The organism is Flavonifractor sp. An4 (assembly GCF_002161755.1).
In the GTDB taxonomy this organism is placed as follows: Bacteria; Bacillota; Clostridia; order Oscillospirales; family Oscillospiraceae; genus Flavonifractor; species Flavonifractor avicola.
Genome location: NZ_NFIL01000040.1, coordinates 1 through 19,984 on the forward strand (window position 1 = coordinate 1; position 19,984 = coordinate 19,984).

15 protein-coding genes are annotated in these 19,984 nt (G+C 59.9%); 2 read left to right on the forward strand and 13 right to left on the reverse strand.

Features of this window, described 5'->3' with window-relative positions; translation table 11 throughout:
• Nucleotides 1–115: 115 nt before the first annotated feature.
• From rnr to B5F94_RS16505, 9 genes are all read right to left on the reverse strand, one after another.
• Nucleotides 116–2,194 (reverse strand): ribonuclease R, encoded by a 2,079-nt coding sequence (gene rnr / locus B5F94_RS13460; protein WP_343212832.1) that lies wholly within the window; start codon nucleotides 2,192–2,194, stop codon nucleotides 116–118.
• 67 nt (nucleotides 2,195–2,261) lie between these two features.
• The gene (secG, locus tag B5F94_RS13465) at nucleotides 2,262–2,498 is read right to left on the reverse strand and encodes a preprotein translocase subunit SecG (protein ID WP_087189548.1); all 237 of its coding nucleotides are present in this window, start codon (nucleotides 2,496–2,498) and stop codon (nucleotides 2,262–2,264) included.
• Nucleotides 2,499–2,638: 140 nt separating this feature from the next.
• Nucleotides 2,639–4,411, reverse strand: a complete 1,773-nt coding sequence (locus B5F94_RS13470) for an ABC transporter permease (protein WP_087330812.1) — start codon at nucleotides 4,409–4,411, stop codon at nucleotides 2,639–2,641.
• Nucleotides 4,401–5,165 carry an ABC transporter ATP-binding protein gene (locus B5F94_RS13475; protein ID WP_087330814.1) on the reverse strand — a complete coding sequence of 255 codons (765 nt, stop codon included), beginning with the start codon at nucleotides 5,163–5,165 and terminating at the stop codon, nucleotides 4,401–4,403. The genes B5F94_RS13470 and B5F94_RS13475 overlap by 11 nt, the downstream gene beginning before the upstream one ends.
• A 128-nt stretch (nucleotides 5,166–5,293) precedes the next feature.
• Nucleotides 5,294–7,378 (reverse strand): 5'-nucleotidase C-terminal domain-containing protein, encoded by a 2,085-nt coding sequence (locus B5F94_RS13480; protein WP_087330816.1) that lies wholly within the window; start codon nucleotides 7,376–7,378, stop codon nucleotides 5,294–5,296.
• A gap of 222 nt (nucleotides 7,379–7,600) precedes the next feature.
• Nucleotides 7,601–8,524, reverse strand: coding sequence for a pseudouridine-5'-phosphate glycosidase (locus B5F94_RS13485; protein WP_087270165.1), 924 nt, complete (start codon nucleotides 8,522–8,524; stop codon nucleotides 7,601–7,603).
• Nucleotides 8,525–8,561: 37 nt separating this feature from the next.
• Nucleotides 8,562–9,641 (reverse strand): PfkB family carbohydrate kinase, encoded by a 1,080-nt coding sequence (locus B5F94_RS13490; RefSeq protein ID WP_087270162.1) that lies wholly within the window; start codon nucleotides 9,639–9,641, stop codon nucleotides 8,562–8,564.
• A 68-nt stretch (nucleotides 9,642–9,709) separates the two neighbouring features.
• Nucleotides 9,710–10,672, reverse strand: coding sequence for a tyrosine-type recombinase/integrase (locus B5F94_RS13495; RefSeq protein WP_087330818.1), 963 nt, complete (start codon nucleotides 10,670–10,672; stop codon nucleotides 9,710–9,712).
• An 18-nt stretch (nucleotides 10,673–10,690) separates the two neighbouring features.
• Complete coding sequence (locus tag B5F94_RS16505) at nucleotides 10,691–10,852, reverse strand: hypothetical protein (RefSeq protein WP_158100294.1); 162 nt, start codon at nucleotides 10,850–10,852, stop codon at nucleotides 10,691–10,693.
• Nucleotides 10,853–11,100: 248 nt separating this feature from the next.
• On the opposite strand from B5F94_RS16505, the gene B5F94_RS13500 reads away from it, so the two are divergent.
• Nucleotides 11,101–14,025 (forward strand): S-layer homology domain-containing protein, encoded by a 2,925-nt coding sequence (locus B5F94_RS13500; RefSeq protein WP_087330820.1) that lies wholly within the window; start codon nucleotides 11,101–11,103, stop codon nucleotides 14,023–14,025.
• 78 nt (nucleotides 14,026–14,103) lie between these two features.
• Here B5F94_RS13500 and B5F94_RS13505 read toward each other — a convergent pair whose 3' ends face one another.
• Nucleotides 14,104–14,511 carry a hypothetical protein gene (locus B5F94_RS13505; protein ID WP_087330822.1) on the reverse strand — a complete coding sequence of 136 codons (408 nt, stop codon included), beginning with the start codon at nucleotides 14,509–14,511 and terminating at the stop codon, nucleotides 14,104–14,106.
• A 289-nt stretch (nucleotides 14,512–14,800) separates the two neighbouring features.
• Here B5F94_RS13505 and B5F94_RS13510 point away from each other — a divergent pair, with 289 nt between their 5' ends.
• Nucleotides 14,801–15,238 carry a hypothetical protein gene (locus B5F94_RS13510; RefSeq protein WP_087330824.1) on the forward strand — a complete coding sequence of 146 codons (438 nt, stop codon included), beginning with the start codon at nucleotides 14,801–14,803 and terminating at the stop codon, nucleotides 15,236–15,238.
• A gap of 66 nt (nucleotides 15,239–15,304) precedes the next feature.
• Here the strand turns inward: B5F94_RS13510 and B5F94_RS13515 are convergent, their stop codons facing one another.
• The 3 genes from B5F94_RS13515 to B5F94_RS13525 all read right to left on the reverse strand — a co-directional run bounded on the left by B5F94_RS13515 (nucleotide 15,305) and on the right by B5F94_RS13525 (nucleotide 19,809).
• The gene (locus B5F94_RS13515) at nucleotides 15,305–17,923 is read right to left on the reverse strand and encodes an S-layer homology domain-containing protein (protein WP_158100295.1); all 2,619 of its coding nucleotides are present in this window, start codon (nucleotides 17,921–17,923) and stop codon (nucleotides 15,305–15,307) included.
• A gap of 170 nt (nucleotides 17,924–18,093) precedes the next feature.
• The gene (locus B5F94_RS13520) at nucleotides 18,094–19,248 is read right to left on the reverse strand and encodes an aminotransferase class V-fold PLP-dependent enzyme (RefSeq protein WP_087330827.1); all 1,155 of its coding nucleotides are present in this window, start codon (nucleotides 19,246–19,248) and stop codon (nucleotides 18,094–18,096) included.
• A gap of 69 nt (nucleotides 19,249–19,317) precedes the next feature.
• The gene (locus B5F94_RS13525) at nucleotides 19,318–19,809 is read right to left on the reverse strand and encodes a hypothetical protein (RefSeq protein ID WP_158100296.1); all 492 of its coding nucleotides are present in this window, start codon (nucleotides 19,807–19,809) and stop codon (nucleotides 19,318–19,320) included.
• Nucleotides 19,810–19,984: the final 175 nt, after the last annotated feature.

The following is a 19,984-nucleotide window of genomic DNA, read 5'->3' on the forward strand; positions in this document are numbered from 1 at the left end:
GTGTATTGGGTTTAACGGGTTGCGGCAGGCGTGGGCGTAGGGGCGGGCATTTTGCTGCCGCACCCCGTTAAACCCAATACACAGAGCAATAACACCCCGGAAAGAATACGTTTCATCATCGTTTTTTGCCTCCTTTTCGCCGTTTGGGCAGGTGCATGGCCCGGCGGTTGCCTCCCTTCTTCCGGCGGGACTTTTCTGTCCTGGGCTTCTCCGCCCGCCGCTCCTGCTTGGCTACAGGGGTACCGCCGGGGAGGATAAAGTCCACCTGACCGCTCACCGGATCGGCGGCGGCGCACTCCACCTCCAGGGCCATGCCGAAGGTATACCGGCCGCTGCCGCCCAGCTCCACCAGGAGCAGATGGGCCTGGTCATACTCCCAGGGCCCGCCGGGTAAGGCCTCCACCGGCAGCAGTCCCTCCACGCCCCCGGCCACCGACACAAAGAGGCCAAACCGGGTGACACCGGTCACCACACCGGCAAAGATCTCCCCAACGTGGCCCGCCATAAACTCGGCCAGGTAGCGCTTCTCGATCTCCCGCTCGGCCTCCTGGGCGGCCAGCTCCCGCTGGGAGGACTGGACGGCGGCCCGCCCCACAGCGGTGGTCAGCTTCTTCTCCTGTTTGTCCAGCGTCCCGTCCAGCAGGGCGGTGAGCACCCGGTGGACCATCAGGTCGGGATAGCGGCGGATGGGGGAGGTAAAGTGGCAGTAATACTCCGCTCCCAGGCCGAAGTGGCCCAGGTTGTCCTCGTCGTACCGGGCCTTCATCAGGGAGCGCAGCACCATCATGGACACCGCCCCCTCCTCCGGCTTTCCCTTGGCCCAGTCCAGCAGCTTCTGGAGGGAATGGCTATCCGTTCCCTTCAAATCGTAGCCCAGAGGGGCCACCATCGTACGCAGGGCCTCCCCCTTTTCGTCGGAGGGCTTCTCATGAACCCGGTAGACACAGGGCTTGTGCAGCCGGTTCAAATGCTCTGCCACGCACTCATTAGCGGCCAGCATAAAGGACTCGATGAGCTTCTCGCTCTCCCCCTGCTGCCGCAGGGCCACGTCCACCGGCTTGCCCTCGCTGTCGCAGATTACATAGCTTTCCTTGGTCTCCAGATCCAGGGCCCCCCGGTTCCGCCGCAGCTTCTCCAGCTGCTTGGCCAAAGCCGCCATATCCCGCAGCATGGGCAGGATATGGGCGTACCGCTCCGCCAGGGCGGGGTTCTCCCCCGCCAGCAGCACGTTACAGTCCTCGTAGGTCATCCGCTCGGTGGAGCAGATCACTGATTTGGTGATAGTGTGGTCCACTACCCCGCCGCTTGCGTCCATGGTCATGATGCAGGACAGAGCCAGCCGGTCCACATGGGGGTTCAGGGAGCAAATGCCGTTGGACAGCTCCACCGGCAGCATAGGCACCACTTGGTCGGCAAAATATACCGAGGTGCCCCGCTCCCAAGCCTCCAGGTCCAGCGGGGAACCGGGGTGCACATAGTGGCTCACATCGGCGATGTGGACCCCCAGCACCCAGCGGCCCTGGTCGTCCTTCTCCAGGCTGACGGCGTCGTCAAAGTCCTTGGAGGAGGCCCCATCGATGGTGATGATGGTCTTGCCCCGCAAGTCCAGCCGCCCCGCCAGGGCGGAGGGCTCCACCGCCTGGGGGATGGTCTCAGTCTCTGCCAGCACGGCAGGCGGGAAGGTGCGCACAATGTCATGGGTGTAGAGAATGGCCTCCACGGCACTCTCCCGCCGGTCGGCGGGGCCAAACCGCTCCCGCAGGGTGCCCATGGGGGCGGTCTTGCCGCCGCCGAAGCTGGTCATGGCCACAGCCGCCCGCTCGCCGGGGCGCACCCCCTTCCGCTTGGTGAATACCTGGATGGGGCCGGGCAGGCGGTCGTTGTCCGGTTTCAGCCAGAGGGCGTGGTCCTGCCGCTCCAGCACGCCGGTGACGGTTTTGTTGGCCCGCTCCAGCACCTGGACCACCTTGGCCACCCGTCGGCCTGCCTCTGGGTCCTCCTCGGTGATGCAGGCCGTTACTTTATCTCCATTCCAGGCGCCGCCGTTGGCCCGGGGTGGAATGAAGCAGTCCTCCCCCTCCTCGGGGATCAAAAAGCCGAAGCCCCGGCCGCTGGCCTGGTAGATACCGGTCAATTCCTTTGTCTCTTTCATAGATCGTTCCTTTCTGATTCTGGTGTTTCTGGTTTGTATTATACCCCTTTTTGCCTCAGGCGCAACAAAAAACGCCCTTCCGAAACCGGAAGGGCGTTTTTTCGCATTCTCAGATCAGGCAGATGACAAAGGTGAGGATCATGAATCCAATGGCCACCCACTTGGTCATCTTGGCCAGCTTGGCGTCCCAGCTCTTGGCCTTATTCTTGGCCATAAAGGTGTCGGCAACACCGGCGATGGCACCGGACAGGCCGGCGCTCTTGCCGGACTGGAGCAGCACCACGGCGATGAGGAACAGGCAGGCCGCCACATCGATAATGCTCAGAATCAGCTTGGTGTAATCCACGCTACATCGTCCTTTCGGCCCCGTCAGCGGGGCAATGTGCACTCTATTTGGCGCAGTCCTCCCGCGCCTTCTCTCATACGTAAAATTGATAATAGCACAAAACAGGAACGATTACAAGTGTTTTCTCATTTTTTCTGGCATTATATCTGACTGCGCAGCAGCCGTCGGCTGCCCCAGCAGGTGGCCAGGAAGTAGCCGCCGTACACCGCCACCAGCAGCAGGGCGGTGACAGCGCTGGAGGCAGCGGCATCTACCTTGCCCACCTCGGCAATGACGGCGTTGGCGGCGGTCATGCCTACCACGGCATGGATCAGGGCCAGGGCCAGCGGCAGGAAGAAGGCCAGAAACACCTGGATATCCACCGCCCGGCCCCGCATCCGCCGGGAAACCCCCAGCTGGGAGAGGACCCGATAGCGCTGGGCGCTGTCGGCAGCCTGACTGAGCTGCTGGAGGGCCAGCACCGCCGCCGAGGCCACCAGAAACACCACGCCCAGGTAGAGGCCGATGAAGAGCACCAGCACTTTGGTACCCATCAGGTCCATCCAGGTGGACAGCTTGGTGGTATAGGAGTAGCCGCCGGTATTCTTCAGACCGCTCACCGCCGCCAGAAAAGCGTCCTCCGTCTCCTGTCTGTCCCCGGCATAGTCGGCCAGGAAGTACCAGCGGGACACAGACAGCTCCTCTGTTTCCTGGGACACCATCTGGATACGCCAGTCCTCCACAAAAGCGTCGGCCTTTTCCTTCCCCCAGGCAGCCGCATAGGCATCATAGTCCGTCTGGAGCAGATAGGAGCGCCCGTTCTCGTCCTGATACATAGGGAAGGTGATCCAGCGGCTGCACTGCTGCTCCGGGTCAAAGCCCTCCGCCGTCAGCAGTGCAGGCAGATCTATGGTCCCTCCCTCCTCCTCGGGCCAGACAGACAATTCCACATCCTGGGGCACGGTCTGGTCCGCCATCTGAGAGACGGTGTTGTTCAGTCCTACAGAGGTGGCGGTGATGCCGATGGCCAGCAGCAGCATGAGGCAGATCACCGTCATGGACCGGTAGGTGGTATTGATATTGGCGTTGAACTGCCGCAGGATGAACAAATTCAGATTTTTATAATAGAGCTTCTTGCTGGTCTGGCACAGACGCAGCAGGAAACCGGACAAAGCCCGGAAGAACAGCAGGGTACCCAGGCTGCCCAGCCCGATCATTACCCAGAACAGTTCGTCCACCCGCAGCAGGCCCCGGGTCAGCAGCATGGTGTAGGCCACGGCCAGCAAAACGCAGCCCACGAGAAAGAGCACCACCGAGACGCCCAGGCTGCGCACCTTCAGTTCCTGGTTCACCCGCCGGGCCCGCAGCAGGTCAATCAGCTTCCGCCGGGATATGGTAAATGCGTGGTAGAACATCACCAGCAGGAAGATAGCCGCAAAGGCCAGCACCGTCTTGCCGATAGCAGGGAGAGAGAGGGAAAAGGCAAAGTAGGTCATGGGCACCGCAAACAGCCCCGCGGTAAAGAGGGACAGGGCCTGGGAGAGCACCACACCCAGCGCCAGCCCCACCGCCAGCGCCGTCAGAGCAATGACGGCGGTCTCCGCCAGCAGCAGCCGGGCCACCTGCCAGCGCTCCATGCCAAGCATCAGGTAGGTGCCCAGCTCCCGGGACCGGCGGCGGACCAGAAAACCGGAGGCGTACAGGATGAGGAAGGCCAGCACCACCCACACAAAGACTGACAGGATGCCGATGAGCTGCTGAATAGCTCCCACAATGTTGGCCCGGGGGTGCTGGGCCAGATAGCGGATCACACTCTGGGTCTCCAGAGCGTTGAACACATAAAACAGGCACACGCCGAAGGCCACGGTCAGGAAGTACACCCCGTAGTCCCGGAAGCTGCGCCCCACATTCTTGACAGCCAGCTTAGAGAACATCGTTCTGGTCACCTCCCAGCTCAGTCACCACGCCGATGATTCGCCGGAAAAAGTCTCTGCGGTCCAGATCCCCCCGCTCCAGCTGGGCAAACACCGCCCCGTCCCGCAGGAAGAGGATACGATGACAGTAGCTGGCGGTAAAGGCGTCGTGGGTGACCATCAGGATGGTAGCCTCACACAGTTCGTTCATCACCTCGAACCGCTCCAGCAGCAGCCGAGCGGACTTGGAATCCAGCGCACCGGTGGGCTCGTCGGCCAGGATCAGGGCCGGCCGGGTGACAATGGCCCGGGCGGCGGCGGTGCGCTGCTGCTGGCCCCCCGACATTTGATAGGGGTATTTGTTCAGGCAGTCGGTGATCTCCAGCAGCTGGGCGGTCTCCTGCACCAGCCGCTCCACCTTCTGAGGCGGGGTTTTGCGGATGGTAAGGGCCAGGGCAATGTTCTCAAAGGCGGTAAGGGTATCCAGCAGATTGCAGTCCTGGAACACAAAGCCCAGCCGCTCCCGTCGAAACCGGGAGAGCTCCTTCTGCCTCAGGCCGGTGATGTCCCGGCCCTCCACCCAGATGTGGCCCGCCGTAGGGGCATCAATGGTGGAAATGCAGTTGAGCAGGGTGGTCTTGCCGCTGCCCGACGGGCCCATGATGCCTACAAATTCCCCTTTTTCCACCGAAAAATCCACATGGTCCACCGCATGAGTGACCGTTCCTCTGCCATAATCCCGGCACAGTCCTTCTACCTTCAGAATCTGCTCCATCTGTATGCCTCCTTTGCTTCTGAAGATAGTGTACCAGCATCATCTTAAAAATTTCTAAACGCCCTCTTACCGTTTTATGAAAGAAAAACGGACGCCCCCCAGGGCGTCCGTTTCATCCGAAATCCGGTTCAATCCAATGTTTTTAAAACTTCCATGGTGCGCTGGACCTCCGCCCGGGTCATGGTGGCAGAGGGTTGGAACTGGCCGTTCACCGGCTCCAGCAGACCGTTGCGGAGGCAGAAATCCACCGCCGTCACCGCCCAGCCGGAGACAGAAGCCCGGTCGGACAGGGCGTTGACAGCCGAACCATCGGCGGTCAGGTCCAGGCCTTCCGCTCTGGCGTAGTTATAGAGCATGGCTGCCGCCTGCTCCCGTGTCACTTCCATCTGGGGCAGGAACATACCCTTGCCGTCTCCGCTGACGATGCGCTTTTCCGCGGCCCAAACCACCGCGTCGCTTCCCGTCACATCCGCAAAGGCCACATTGGCCCCGGGCTTGGGCTGGCCTGCCACCTCATAGAGCATCTCCACAAAACCCAACCGGGTCATGGGACTGTCCACAGCACCGGCGTATACCGCCCAGGTGCTCTCCCGCTGCGGTACAACAGCCCCGGAACGGGAAGTAAACGCGGTCAGAAGGGAGGCCATTGTTCCGCCGGTGGCAGCATACTGCATATCGGCTGCGGCGGACCACAAAATGGTGCAGGAGGGGAACTCGTCGTCATACAGATGAGACTCCTCCAAAATCACACGATAGGTGCGATCCTCCTCCACCGGCTGGCCCTGCCAGGTCAGATTGACCACCCGCTGGCCAGGCTGGCCGCCTACATAAAGCTCATAGTCCATACCATACAGGAAATCGGCGTCCTGCCCACCGGTCACCCGACCGCTCTCATCCACCTGGTACCGCCCGGCACAGACCTCCAGCCATGCCTCCAGCTGGGCGCCGGTCAGTTCCACCATCACCACCGGACTGTCTCCGCTGGCCAGGGTAGCACAGTCCCTCAGGCTCAGGGCACGGGCTCCGCTGCCGCTGCTGCTCTGCTCCGGCAGATATCCAAGGCTTCCGTTGGTAATCAGGGCCGCATCCGCCCCTGAGGTCCACAGCATAGCCCGGGCAACCAGATCAGCCGCCTGGGTCTGCCGGGTAGCACTGGCAGTGGTCTCCGTCCAGTTGCCGGACAGGGTCCCTGCGCGCTGCTCGGCGCGGGCCTGCTGGGCCTTCTGGCCGTCGGCCGTGGCTTGGGCCAGCGCCGGATCATTTTCATAGTCGCTCAGTCGCAGCAGCTGGCTCTCGCCGATCACAGGAGTACCGTTGTCAGAGAGAATCACCTCGGTACGGGTCAGGGTGGTTCCGCCGCTGCTGACCCAGGACACCATCTGGCCATCCCGATTCTCCAAAGTGCCCATATCCGCCTGGCCGTGGCCGCTCACCAGCAGGTCAATCCCTGCGGTTTGGGCGGCAAACTCCTCCAGCGTCTCCTGGTCTGCGTGGCAGCATACCACTACCAGGTCGCAATTCTGCTGCTCCAGCTGGGGCCAGATCCAGTGGTTCCACTCCCAGGCATAGCTCATGCCGGTGTTGTCCGTATGGCCGAACTTGCTGTCACTATAATAGTAAGAGGGCAGAGACTGGGGCACCTCCAAAGTGCCCAGGCCCACCACTGCGATCCGGATCTCCTTGCCCTCCAGCTGGCGGGTATAGATGTGGTAGGGCTGGGCAGCGTTCTGTCCGCTCTCCCCGTCCATCCAGTCGGCGGAGATCAGTTTCACCGGCGTACCCTGGCCGTTTTCTTGGGTCAAATCCCGGAAAAAGGCGGCCCGGTGGCCCTGCCCCAGCCGGAACTCCTCCACGCTGGGGATCAGTCCATCATAACCGATGGTACGCAGAGCCAAAGCGGTGTCGGCGGCACTGCCGCTGACCAGGGTATTGGCCACCGCATCCCCGCTGTCCAGCAGCAGCGCGCTCTTCACGGTCTGACGCTCCTCCGCCATGGCGGAAGCTACCTTCAAATAGCTGTTTTCTTCCGTTTGTCCGGTCATGGGATCGGTCTCTCCTACCCGGCCCGCCATATCTCCTGTGGTATAGATCGCCAGGGCAGGCGCCGCCTCAGCAGGTGCAGGTTCCGCAGCCCAGGCGGCCGTAGCCGGCAGAAGCAGCAGCGCCAGCAGCGCCGCACCCAGCCGGCGAAACAATATGGATTTCCGTGCCATTAAGATCGCCTCTTTTCTCCCACATGGGGCACGTTCCTCCGGCACAAGGCCGGTAATCTGGTCCAAGTATTGTCGTTTTGTTTATTATACGTCCAGGCAGAGGCGGATTCAACGCATGGCAGGTGAATGTAAACAAAAAGAAATATTGTTACAATTCCTTTTCTTGAAGCAAAAAAGAACGCCGCATATGCGGCGTTCTTTTGCGTGAAAGAAAGGGAAAACTCAGCCCATGGCGCACAGCTCGGCGGCGGTGCGGGCAGCCAGACGGGCGTTGTTGAATACCAGCTGGATGTTGGAATCCAGGCTGTCGCCGCCGGTGAGTTCCTTCACCTTGGCCAGCAGGAAGGGGGTGGTGGCCTTACCGTGGATGCCCTGCTCCTTGGCCTGCTCAATGGCCTCGTCGATGGCCTTGTTGATGACGTCGTGGTCCATGGCAAACTCCTCGGGGATGGGGTTGGTCACCAGCATACCGCCCTTCAGGCCCAGCTCCTGGGAAGCGTGGAAAGCGGCGGCAATCTCCGCGGGGGTGTCCATGCGGTAGTCCACCTCGAAGCCGCTCTTGCGGGTGTAGAAGGCGGGCAGCTCCTTGGTGCCGTAGCCGATGACGGGTACGCCGTGGGTCTCCAGGTACTCCAGAGTCAGGCCCAGGTCCAGGATGGACTTGGCGCCGGCGCACACCACCATCACGGGGGTGGAAGCCAGCTCCTCCAGGTCGGCGGAGATGTCCATGGTGGTCTCGGCGCCCCGGTGGACGCCGCCGATGCCGCCGGTGGCGAAGATCTTGATGCCGGCCATATGGGCGATCATCATGGTGGTGGTAACGGTGGTGGCGCCGTCGGCCTTGCGAGCCACCAGCACAGCCAGGTCACGGCGACTGGCCTTGGTCACAGCCTGGCCCTGCTTGCCCAGGTACTCGATCTCCTCTGCGGTAAGACCGGCCTTCAGGCGGCCGCCCAGGATGGCGATGGTGGCGGGCACCGCGCCGTTGTCCCGGATGATCTGCTCCACCTTCAGAGCGGTCTCCACGTTCTGGGGATAGGGCATACCGTGGGAGATGATGGTAGACTCCAGGGCCACCACGGGCTTGCCCTCGGCCACGGCCTGGGCTACTTCAGGGGCTACGTCCAGATACTTGTTCAGATTCATTGCAGTTACCTCCATATGAAATCAGTTGTTTTTATGCTTATGCTTCCATCCGGTCTCTGAGCAGTCGGGCGCTCATAGCCGGGTTAATGGTCTCGGCGCTCTCCATGGCGATGGCTCCCGCTGCCATGGCGGCTTTGGCAGTGCCCTCCAGATCGGTACCTTCCAGGTAGGCCCAGGCAATGGCCGCCATCCCTGCGTCGCCGCAGCCGGTGGTGTTCACCATCTGACCGGGACAGCAGGGCACATGAACCCGCCCGTTGTGGTCGGCGGCCAGCACGCCCTCCCCGCCCAGGCTGATGAATACCCGCCGCAGACCGGTGTCCAGCAGGACGTCCGCCGCCCGGTTCAGGCTGACCTCGTCGATGATGGTCACCCCGGAGAGCAGTTCTGCCTCCATCCGGTTGGGCTTGAGGGTGTGGAGCTTGCCCAGCACCGGCCGCAGCTTCTCCGCCTTGGCGGTGGACACCGGGTCGGCAAAGAGGGGCAGATGCAGGTTGTCCGCCAGCCAGGCAATGGACTGAGCCGGAATATTGGTATCCACCACCACCAGCTGGGCGTTTTGCAGCAGGCGGCTCCGCCCGGCCAGAAAGGCCGGGGTCATATGCTCATAGATCTCCATATCGCTCACTGCCAGGGCCATATCCCCCCGCTGGTCGGCGATGAAGAGATAGGTGGAGGTGGCTCCGCCAGGCACCGTCAGACACTGGCTGATGTCGATGCCCAGCTCTCCGCAGCTGGCGGCAATGCGCTGGGCGTTCATATCGTCCCCGAAGGCGGTGAGCAGCCGCACATCCATCCCCAGCAGCGCCATGTTGTGGGCAATGTTGCGGCCTACGCCTCCCAGACTGGTCCGCACCTGTCCGGGGTTGGAGTCCGCCGGCACCAGCTTGCCGAAGGACCGGCCACCGATGTCCAGGTTCACTCCTCCCACCACCACTGCGTAAGGAGCGGTACGGACGATGTAGCCCTTTCCGGCGATGTGTCCCTGCTTCATCAAGTTGGAGATATGCACCGCCGCCGACGACCGGGTGATACCGGCCTTTTCCGCCAGCTCCTGCTGGGAGATCAGGGGGTTTTCTTCGATCCATTTCAGGATCTGCCGTTCCCGCTGGGTCATTGGGCACCTCCTAAACTTTTATCTTCTCTCTAATCATATGCTTAGATACCAGGTTTGTCAAGCCCAATTTAGCCTGCCGCGATACGGGAGGCTACCGTGTTGAGCACCTCCTGGTGGGTCTGGTCAAAAATGTGGGTATAGATCCGACCGGTGATGGACACATCCTTGTGTCCCAGGGCTTTGCCGATGTCCACCAAAGGAATGCGGGCGCTGTTGGCCAGGCTGGCAAAGGTATGTCGCAGGCCATGGACCGTGATGGGCGGCAGGCCGTGCCGCTCCACAAAGGTGCGGAAAGACCAGGTCACCATATTGGGGTGTCTGGGTTCTCCCTTGTCGTCGGTCAGTACATAGCCGCTGTCCACATAGTCCGGCTGGGTGGCCGCCCGCTCTGTCTGCTCCCGCCGGATGCTGTGGAGCAGATTGGTCAGGTCCTCCAGTCCGGCGATGCCCAGGGTACGGATGGAATTGCGGGTCTTGGGTTCCTTTTCCACCACCTGGTCTCCCGCAGTGGTGCGGGTGACCCGGATGCGGATCACATAGTGCTCAAAATCCACGTCAGTCCACCGCAAACCGCAGATCTCCCCCCGCCGCAGGCCCAGGTAGGCCCCCAGCTTGACCACCAGCTCCAGCCAGGAGTCCTCCACCTCCCGGAAGAGATCCCGCAGCTGTTCCGGGGTGTAGTAGAACTGCCGGGTGGGGTGCTCTCTGGGGGCCTCCACCCGCTCCACCGGATTCTCCCGCAGGATCTTCTGCCGGAAGGCCAGCTGGAGGGCTGTGTGGAGCAGGATATGGTGCTTGTGGACGCTGTTGGAGTCCAGACGGCCCTCCCGCATTTTTTCGGCGTAATATTTCTGGATGTGCCACGGCTCCAGCTGCCGCAGGCGGATGCGGCCCAATGCGGGAACGATGTGGTTTTTGATGAGTGCTCGATAGCAGTAATAGGTGGTATAGGCCCGATTGGGGGCAATGACCTCCTCCAGCCAGTACTCCAGCCACTCCGCCAGGGTCAGGCGGCTGGAATCACAGAGCACCCTTCCGCCCAGCCCCTTTTAGAACTGTTCCAGGGCCAGTTCCGCTTCCGCCAGATCGGTAAAGGTGCGTACTCTTCGGTCCCGGTGTCCATCGGCATTGGTGCCGTAATTGAAGCAGACGTAGTACAGCTGCTTTTGATCGTCATACGCCAGGTTCTTTTTGATCGTCTTTCTTGCCATTCCAACTCCTCCTCAGTGCACCCAATGATGGTCGAACAGTGTCGTATCTTGTATTTTGTCAGGGATCGTTTCAGCCGTCAACAGTTCTGCACTGACCGTTTCACTTTTCTTTTTCCCCTCATTTTGGCTACCTGGAGGATAGCTGTCGCCATTTTTATTCCATCAAGCGACTGTGCCACAATGGATTGCGGATTTTCAAATAATTTTGTTCCCTCCTCATGGTCAAATAAAATAAGGAGGAATTCCAAATGAGAAACCTCAAGAGGACTCTCAGCCTGGCTCTGGCCGCTGTTATGCTGATGGGCATGATGGTCGTGGGCGCCGGCGCTGCGAGCAAGGATTTCACCGATGCTGGTGAGATCAAGAACGTTGAGGCTGTCGACGTTATGGTCGCGCTCGGTATTCTCGAGGGCGGCGATAAGGGCGACTTCCAACCCAACTCCATCCTGACCCGTGAGCAGGCTGCCAAGATTATCTGCTACCTGCTGCTGGGCACCGAGTCTGCTGAAAAGCTGACCACCAACTCCACCGTGTTCAACGACGTGGCCGCTGACCGCTGGTCTGCTCCCTACATCGGCTACTGCGTGAACCTGGGCATCCTGGCTGGCGACGGTCAGGGCAACTTCTTCCCCGAGGGCAAGCTGACTGGCGCTGCTTTCGCCAAGATGCTGCTGGTTGCTCTGGGCTATGATCCCAAGATCGAGAACTACACCGGCAACTCCTGGACCATCAACGTGGCTGCCGACACCATCGAGGCTGGCATCTCCCCCAAGGGCGTGGTGCTGTCCAACGAGCTGTCCCGTCAGGACGCTGCTCAGATGGCCTTCCAGACCCTGACCGCCGACATGGTGAAGTATGCCTCCAAGGGCACCACCGTTATCGGTTCCGACGGTATGCAGGTCATCGTGGGCAACACCCCCGCTGAGTCTGTGAAGGACGGCAGCGAGAACTACACCGATGGCGACAACGACGGCATCCAGCAGTTCTGCGAGAAGTACTTCACCGACCTGAAGAAGGTTTCCGGTGAGACCGACGCCTTTGGCCGTCCCGGCTACACCTGGCAGTACAACAAGGAAGACGTCACCTTTGCCGCTGACGAGGCCGATTACACCATCGTGGTGAGCAAGGCCGACAAGGACGCCGAGTACTGGGCCACCGAGGCCAACAAGAAGCTGGACATCGACGATGCTACCACCGTTAAGAACGGCTTCGCTGGCGATGCCTACGAGATCGGCGACGTGGTTGAGTACTATGTTGGCGACAACAACGAGGTCTCCAAGATCATCGTGACCCGCTACACTGCCGACGTCATCACCGACGTTGACACCGACGTGAAGAAGGACGATGCTGAGGACGGCGTGACCGCTTACATTACCTTCGACAAGGCTGGTACCTTTAACAACACCGACATTGCCGGCTACAACGCCGACACCTATGTCGAGGACGCTGTGGTTGCTCTGGTTGAGGGCACCGGCGACTACAAGGATGAGATTATCGGTTCCTATGTGGCCGAGACCGTTGAGGGCGCCATCACCGCTTACACCGCCACCACCTACACCATCGACGGCACCAAGTACACCATGACTAAGTCTGCCGATGACGAGATCGCCCAGAAGGTCGACTTCAAGGAAGGCAGCTACAAGCTGTACCTGGACAACAACGGCTACGTCATCAAGGCTGAGGTCGTTGAGGGCTCCATCACCATTGACGATGTCTTCTATCTGGATAATATCGCCAAGATTGGTGGGACTGATCGTCCTTACTGGGTTGAGACCGAGACCGTGAAGGGCAAGACCACCAACTCCTATTACGTGCAGGCTGTCTATCTGGACGGCACCGTGGAGGACATCATGGTGGCCGAGGCCGAGAAGAGTACCGCTAAGGATACCGCTGTTGTAACCTACCTGAACGGCCTGACCGTTGGCTTCTACACCAAGGATGCCTATACTGTTAAGTATGACACCGACAAGACCTACGATGTGACCCTGAAGGTCTGGAAGGATTCCGACTTTAAGGTCAGCAGCGATCTGGCTGACGGCAATCTGGAGATTACTGCCGATACCAAGAAGCTGAACGGCGCTTACCTGGACAAGAACACCCAGTATGTGGTGATCGAGTCCTACAACGACGACGTGAAGGTCACTACCAAGACCGGCTCCATCTCCTATGAGGATGAGGCCAATGATGTGGTTCTCGTGATCTCCAAGACCGTCAACGGCAGCCCCGTTGTTCAGTATGTGGTGATCATCAGCGATAGCTTTACCGCTGCCGCTACCGGCGATTACTTCTACGTGGACGACGCTTCTGCTACCACCGTTTCCGGCGGTAAGCAGTACACCGTGTACAGCAAGACCGGTGAGGAGACCACCATCGTTGTGGATAAGGACAGCACTGTTAAGACTCTGTCCGCCGGCAAGTTCTATGAGTATGCCGAGATGACCAATGGCAACTATGACGTCAAGGGCGAGCTGGATGCCGATGTTATGGACACCACCACCTTCGTCAGCTACTATGGCGATTCTCTGACTGTTGCTGGCAACAAGAACGTTGTTGACACTGCCGACGCTGCCATCGTGGATACTCACGATACCGACGGTGACTACAGCAAGAGCATTACCACCCTGGCTGGTATGCAGACTGCCCAGAAGGCTGGCTACAACGTCTACCTGAAGGTTGTCTACGCTGACTCCAAGAAGGAAGCCGCTCAGCTCATCGTTGTCTACAACGTGGCCGACACCGCTACCGTGGACAAGGTGAACGACTCTGTTGATGCCATCGGCGATACCAACGGCAAGTTCGAAGTGGACGGCAGCGATGTCACCGTTACTGGCGACAAGAGCTACATTGAGAGCACCAATCCCGGCGATGATGGCGCTCCCATGAAGATTTCTGCCGACCTGGCCAAGTTCCTGGGCGCTCTGAAGCGCACTGGCGAGGCTGCCAAGATCGAGTACCAGGGCAAGACCTACACCTGGATCACCACCGGCACTGGCGTGACTGAGCTGAAGGGCAGCAACTGGCGCACCGGCAATGATACCGACGGCTACACCACTCTGGTCAAGGCTGTGACCGATGACTGGAAGAACGGCGGCGACTGGAAGACCGGCGTGACCTACACCGCTACCCTGACTGTTGACGGTGTCGACATGACCTACACCGCTGTTGTCGGCTAAGAAATTCTGGTTTAAGACCGGATATCCGCTGTAACAACACAAAGGGCCTCCGCTGCAAAGCGGGGGCCCTTTGATATTTTAATAAAAAGCGGTGTAACTGAAGCGCACATCTTTATTAACCATACCGGAGTCGACAGGAACCGTAAAACCTGCCTCAGAGAACACCATATTTTGATAGATTTCGTTAGAAGAATATTCGGGAATTTTAATCATGGCTTCCTCTCCACCCATAAGGCATAAGACATCACTGGAGTAACCGCCGCTCCGGTTAATTGGGGAAATTACTAGGAAACTAGGTCGAAATCCCAGAGCAACAGTAACCTCTGCACCATACCCTGAATAGTTACCGGTAACACAGGCGGGACCTGTTTTTGCCGCAGCTAGCGCAGCATCGATTTTCTTCAAATCCTCGTTGAAGTCGGTCCGCAGGAAGGGGTCCGACCCTTCCCACTGATGCAGCTGATAATGTTCCGTATAGTTTGCCATACGCATTCCTCCTAGTTTTTCTTTCAAGCTAAAAGCCCTCCGTCCATACCCGGACAGAGGGCTTTTGTTGCATGGCCGAAAAATGCTTTTTTTCTTGTAAGTGATACGTCCACGCCAGTTTTCAGAAAATAACTCCAGTTCGAGTGCCTTTGTACTGACTGACAAAGGCGGCGGCAGATTACCGACGCTGTTTTCCCGGTGTGCAACAAAGAAGCCTTGTTTTGGTATCGGTGGGGACTGGAACAGGGAGGCATTTTGTCCCAAAAGCGCAAAACAAGGAGGAATGTGTATGGCGAACTATACGAAACATTATCAGCTTCACCAGTGGGAACCGGGGGACGCATTTCTGCGGACCGATTTTAATGAGGATTTGGAGAAGATCGATGCTGCGTTGGAGGACAAAGGAAACTGCCGAATCGCCACCGGCAGCTATGCAGGCACAGGGGAATATGGTAAGGCCCACCCCAACACCATTCAGCTGCCTTTTCCCGCCCAGATGATCCTGTTGGATGTATCGGCCAGCAAACACTACAACGGTATCCCGGAATATTACATCCTCTTCCGGCAGGCGCCCAGCTTTATACCGGACGAGACCTTAAACGGGTCTAATATGCTGACCTGGAATGACAGTTCCGTGTCTTGGTACTACACCGACTCCCACCCTGATGGCGCTCTTTACCAGTTCAATAAGACCGGCCGGACCTATCACTATACCGTAATTGGATAAAAAACGAGTCCCCGGAAAATCCGGGGACTCGTTTTTGCTTAAATCGTTCCGATGGAATCGGGCTGATTACTTCGCAGCGATGTCAGTCACAACGATGATCACAGCGCCGTCCTTGGAGACGTTCAGGGACAGCTTCACAGCGCCGACCTTCTCGTCGTTGACCAGGTTGGTCAGAGACTCCAGGCTGGAGACGGTCTTGCTGTAGCCCTTATCGGTGTCGTGAGCGTCCACGAAAGCGGCGTCGGCGACATCGATATCCTCGACCTTGAAGCCGCCGGAGGTCACAGTCAGCAGGCTGTCGAACAGAGCGTCCTTAGCGATGGTAGCATCGGCAATCACGCCCTCCTGATCCTTCCAGACAAAGCCCTCGGTGATGGTCATCTTGTTGGCATCGTCCAGGACGTAGTAGCCGTCCTCGTCGGTGTCATAGGTGTAGAAGCCAGCGGTAAGATCACCATACTGACCCTCGGCCACGTTCATGGTGTCCTTCTTGCCATCGGCATAGTAGACAGTCTGGACGCGGTAGCCATCGCCCATCTCAGTGCTGGCCTTGGCGATGAAGATAGCGTCATCGCTGAAGGTCTGAGCCTGATCAGCATCGTTGGTGATGATGATAATGTACTTGGCCACAGCGGAGCCGTCCTCGGTGATGACGAAGGACTTGGTAGCCTTGGCGGTGTCGTAAGCCACGCCGCCGGTGTACACGGTAGCAGACAGCTTGTTGCTGGCGCCTTCCACGAAGATGTACTTGGTGTCAGCGTTCAGACGGAAGGTCTTGCTGCCACTCTCGGCACCAGTCACGGTAGCGCTGATACGGGTGGAATTCTTGGCAAAGTCACCGCCAAAAGCATCCTTAGCAACATTGTACAGATCCCAAGTCTCCGCGCTGTTGGGAGCCCAAACAGCCAGGTCAAACTTGTCGTCGCCGGACTTGTAAGTGGTGCCGTCGTTGGTCCACTTCTTATCGGAGATGGTGACCAGCTGCTTCTCATAAGCAGCATCATCATAGGTGCCGGTCTTGTCGTTCTTGTCCAGGCTCTCCAGCTCAATCTGGGAGATGGTGCCGTCCAGAGCGACCAGCTGAGCGTAGTAGGCGTCAACCTTAGCGCCGGCAACCACGGAGGTCTCCTTCCAGACGTTGTCCACATAGTAGACCTCGTCGATGGTAGCGGAAGCTTCCTTCACGGTCTCAGCGCCAATCGCGAAGCCGTTCTCGTCCAGGTAGAAGTCATACTCGGAGCCGGCCTTGATCTCGGTAGCCTCGGTGTAACCGGAAGCCAGGGTGTACTTGGTGCCGTCGATGGTGAAGTAGCCGTTGTAACCGTCGGCAGCGGTAATCTTGGTGGTAGCAACCTTGCCGGACACGGTCTCCACGTCAGCGATAGCCAGGACAGCGGCGTCAACCACAGCGCCCTTGGTGTAGACGATCAGGTAATCGTCCTCCTCGTACTTGGCGGACAGCTTGTCGAAGGTGTCGTTGTTCTTCTTGGTGTCGTCATCGAAGGTGACATTGGTAGCAGTCTTCTTGTCCCAAGGATTGTAGATGTCCAAGGAGACGGACTCGTCATCCAGATCGGTGACCTGAGCCAGGTAGCCCTGCTTCACCACGATGTGGGTGATCTCCTTGGCCTTGTCGCCGTTGGCGTACAGCTCGATGGTGGTGCCGACATACTCGCGGGCAGCCAGCTTGTCAGCGTCCAGAGAAGCGTCCTTGGAGCCGTTCACATACACGTTGGCCTTGGAGAAGTCGTAGTCGTCGTCCTTCAGATCCTTCAGCTCGTCAGCGTCGAAGCCCTCAACATAGGTCTCGGCAGCGTCTTTGGTGGCATAGGTGCCCACGGTTTCGCCGTCATACTCCCACTTGGTGGCGGGAGCGCCAAAGTCGTTGCGCACATCGCCGGCATCCAGCTTCAGGTCGGAGAAGTACTTCTCGCAGAACTGCTGATACTCGTCGCGGTCAGCGGAGACAACGCGGTAATCATCGGACTTGTCGTTGGCCACAGGCTCGGCATTGGAAGCGCCCATGTTGACGGAGCCGCCGCCGTTGCCGAAGTCGATGTCAACGCCCTTGTTGTCGTACTTGACCATGTTGGCGGTCAGAGTCTGGAAAGCCATCTGAGCGGCGTCCTGACGGGACAGCTCGTTGGTCAGCACCAGGCCCTTGGGGGAGATGCCGGCCTCGATGGCGTCAGCAGCCACGTTGATGGTCCAGGAGTTGCCGGTGTAGTTCTCGATCTTGGGATCGTAGCCCAGAGCAACCAGCAGCATCTTAGCGAAAGCAGCGCCGGTCAGCTTGCCCTCGGGGAAGAAGTGACCGTTGCCGTCGCCGGCCAGGATGCCCAGGTTCACGCAGTAGCCGATGAAGGGAGCGGACCAGCGGTCAGCAGCCACGTCGGTGAACACGGCGCCGCTGGTGGCCAGCTTCTCAGCGGCCTCTTCGCCCAGGAGCATATAGCAGATGATCTTAGCAGCCTGCTCACGGGTCAGGATGGAGTTGGGCTGGAAGTCGCCCTTATCGCCGCCCTGAAGCACGCCCAGAGCGACCATAACGTCGACAGCCTCAACATTCTTGATCTCACTGGCATCAGTGAAATCGCTGCTCGCAGCGCCGGCGCCCACGACCATCATGCCCATGAGCATAACGGAAGCCAGACCCAGGCTGAGAACACGCTTGAGGTTTCTCATTTGGAATTCCTCCTTATTTGATTTGACCATGAGGAGGGGACATCCTCTCCATGAGTCTGGCATAATGATAATCCATCAAATCCGTTCCGTCAACACCCCTGACGGTTTTGTAACACAAGCGTAATCTTCCGGCCAGGCTGTACCGGCGGAGGAAAGGAACGGGGTGCGGGTTAGTCCAGCAGCAGCTCGTATACCGCTCCCTGGACATAGTCGATCTCTTCAAAGGTGGTAAAGGGGCCCACGGAGAAGCGGACCGCCCCCTGTGGGAAGGTGCCCAGGGTCCGGTGGGCCACCGGGGCGCAGTGGAGGCCGCAGCGGGTCTGGATACCGTACTCCTGCTCCAGCCGGAAGGCCATTTCCCCATTGTCCGCCTTCAGGAAGTCGATGGACACCACCCCGGTGCGGTTGGCGGGGTCGTCCGTACCCAGCACCCGGATGCCATCCTCCTCCAGCTCCATGAGGCGGGCCCACAGGTGTCCCGCCAGCCTGTGCTCCCGGACGCGGAGGGTCTCCCCCTCCTGCTCCAGATAGTCCAGGGCCGCCCCCAGGCCGAAGATGCCGGGCAGGTTGAGGGTCCCCGCCTCAAAGCGGTCGGGCAGGAATGCGGGCATCTCCAGAGATTCCGACATACTGCCGGTGCCGCCGGAGAGCAGCGGGTCCAGCTCCGCCGCCAGAGCGTCGGTCACCACCACCCCGCCGATGCCCTGGGGCCCCAGCAGGCCCTTATGGCCGGGGAAGGCCAGGCCGTCGATGCACATGGAAGCCATATCCACCGGGATGGCCCCCAGGGTCTGGGCAGCATCCACCAGAAAGAAGATCCCCCGTTCCCGGCAGAGGGGGCCCACCTTATCAATAGGAAAGAGGGTGCCCGAGACGTTGGAGCCGTGGCAGAGCATGACGGCCCGGACGTCGGGGGTCAGCTTGTCCGCCAGTCCGTCCAGGATCAGCTCCCCCCGCTCGGTACAGGGCAGGTACTCCACCACAACGCCCTGCTTCTTCAGCTGCTCCAGGGGGCGGAGCACCGCATTGTGCTCCATGGGGGAGGTGAGCACCTTATCCCCCGGCCGGAGCAGGCCCTTGAGCAGCAGGTTGAGTCCGGCGGTAGCGCCGGCAGTAAAGACCACATTGCGGGGGCCAGGGCCGTTTACCAGAGCATTGAGTTTTTCCCGCACCTCCAGCACCCGGCCGGCGGCGTCATAGGCCTGCTGATAGCCCCCCCGGGCGATATTGCAGCCGATGTTGGTGATAAAATCACTCATGGCCTCCCCCACGCCGGGGGCCTTGGGGTAGGACGTGGCGCCGTTGTCCAGATAGACGCTGCGCATGGCAGTTTCCTCCTGTCTCTACATTATTATATATAAGGTAAGGGGCGGGCATCTGCCCGCCCCCTTGGTTCAGAACCAGGTCTCCAGCGCCAGCCGGGTCCGGTAGTCCTCCCGCTCCATCCGTGGCAGCAGCCGGTCCAGCAGATCGGCGGTACCGGGCCGGTCGTCCAGCATGACCCGAACCGAGCCGGTACGGCTGTCAAAGTTATTCATCAGAGCATTGCTGCGGGTGGCCGCTGAACGGGTATCCCCGGTCTGGTCCAGCTGGGGAGACCAGCAGGCCCAGCCTTCCTCCGACAGCGCTGAGGACACATCCCGTCCTGCCTTCTCCAGATAGACGGTGTGGGTCTTGAGCCGCACCAGCCGGTCCAGCAGGGCTTCGCCCTGATCCAGCTGCTCCTCCACCTGGCTCAGAGTGGTCCCCTCCACGCTCAGGCCCACAGCGTGGCCGGAGCCTACGATACGGCGGAGGTTTTCCTCATTGGCCTCCAGCTCCTCGGGCCGGAACAGGAAGAGGGCTTTCACCCCCGCCCCATCCAACTGGTCCAGGATCTGGGTCACACCGCCGCCTCCGGTACACTGGAAGGCGAAATACACCGTCAGCTGTGCGCGCTCCGGCTCCTCCCCGGGACCAGTTGGATGGGGCGGGGGTGAAAGCCCTCTTCCTGTTCCGGCCCGAGGAGCTGGAGGCCAATGAGGAAAACCTCCGCCGTATCGTAGGCTCCGGCCACGCTGT

Excerpts from the sequence above, each read along its gene's own strand:
- B5F94_RS13470 (WP_087330812.1), bottom strand. The coding sequence starts at position 4,411 with ATGTTCTCTAAGCTGGCTGTCAAGAATGTGGGGCGCAGCTTCCGGGAC.
- B5F94_RS13475 (WP_087330814.1), bottom strand. The coding sequence starts at position 5,165 with ATGGAGCAGATTCTGAAGGTAGAAGGACTGTGCCGGGATTATGGCAGA.
- B5F94_RS13480 (WP_087330816.1), bottom strand. The coding sequence starts at position 7,378 with ATGGCACGGAAATCCATATTGTTTCGCCGGCTGGGTGCGGCGCTGCTG.
- B5F94_RS13485 (WP_087270165.1), bottom strand. The coding sequence starts at position 8,524 with ATGAATCTGAACAAGTATCTGGACGTAGCCCCTGAAGTAGCCCAGGCC.
- B5F94_RS13490 (WP_087270162.1), bottom strand. The coding sequence starts at position 9,641 with ATGACCCAGCGGGAACGGCAGATCCTGAAATGGATCGAAGAAAACCCC.
- B5F94_RS16505 (WP_158100294.1), bottom strand. The coding sequence starts at position 10,852 with ATGGCAAGAAAGACGATCAAAAAGAACCTGGCGTATGACGATCAAAAG.
- B5F94_RS13500 (WP_087330820.1), top strand. The coding sequence starts at position 11,101 with ATGAGAAACCTCAAGAGGACTCTCAGCCTGGCTCTGGCCGCTGTTATG.
- B5F94_RS13505 (WP_087330822.1), bottom strand. The coding sequence starts at position 14,511 with ATGGCAAACTATACGGAACATTATCAGCTGCATCAGTGGGAAGGGTCG.
- B5F94_RS13510 (WP_087330824.1), top strand. The coding sequence starts at position 14,801 with ATGGCGAACTATACGAAACATTATCAGCTTCACCAGTGGGAACCGGGG.
- B5F94_RS13515 (WP_158100295.1), bottom strand. The coding sequence starts at position 17,923 with ATGAGAAACCTCAAGCGTGTTCTCAGCCTGGGTCTGGCTTCCGTTATG.
- B5F94_RS13520 (WP_087330827.1), bottom strand. The coding sequence starts at position 19,248 with ATGCGCAGCGTCTATCTGGACAACGGCGCCACGTCCTACCCCAAGGCC.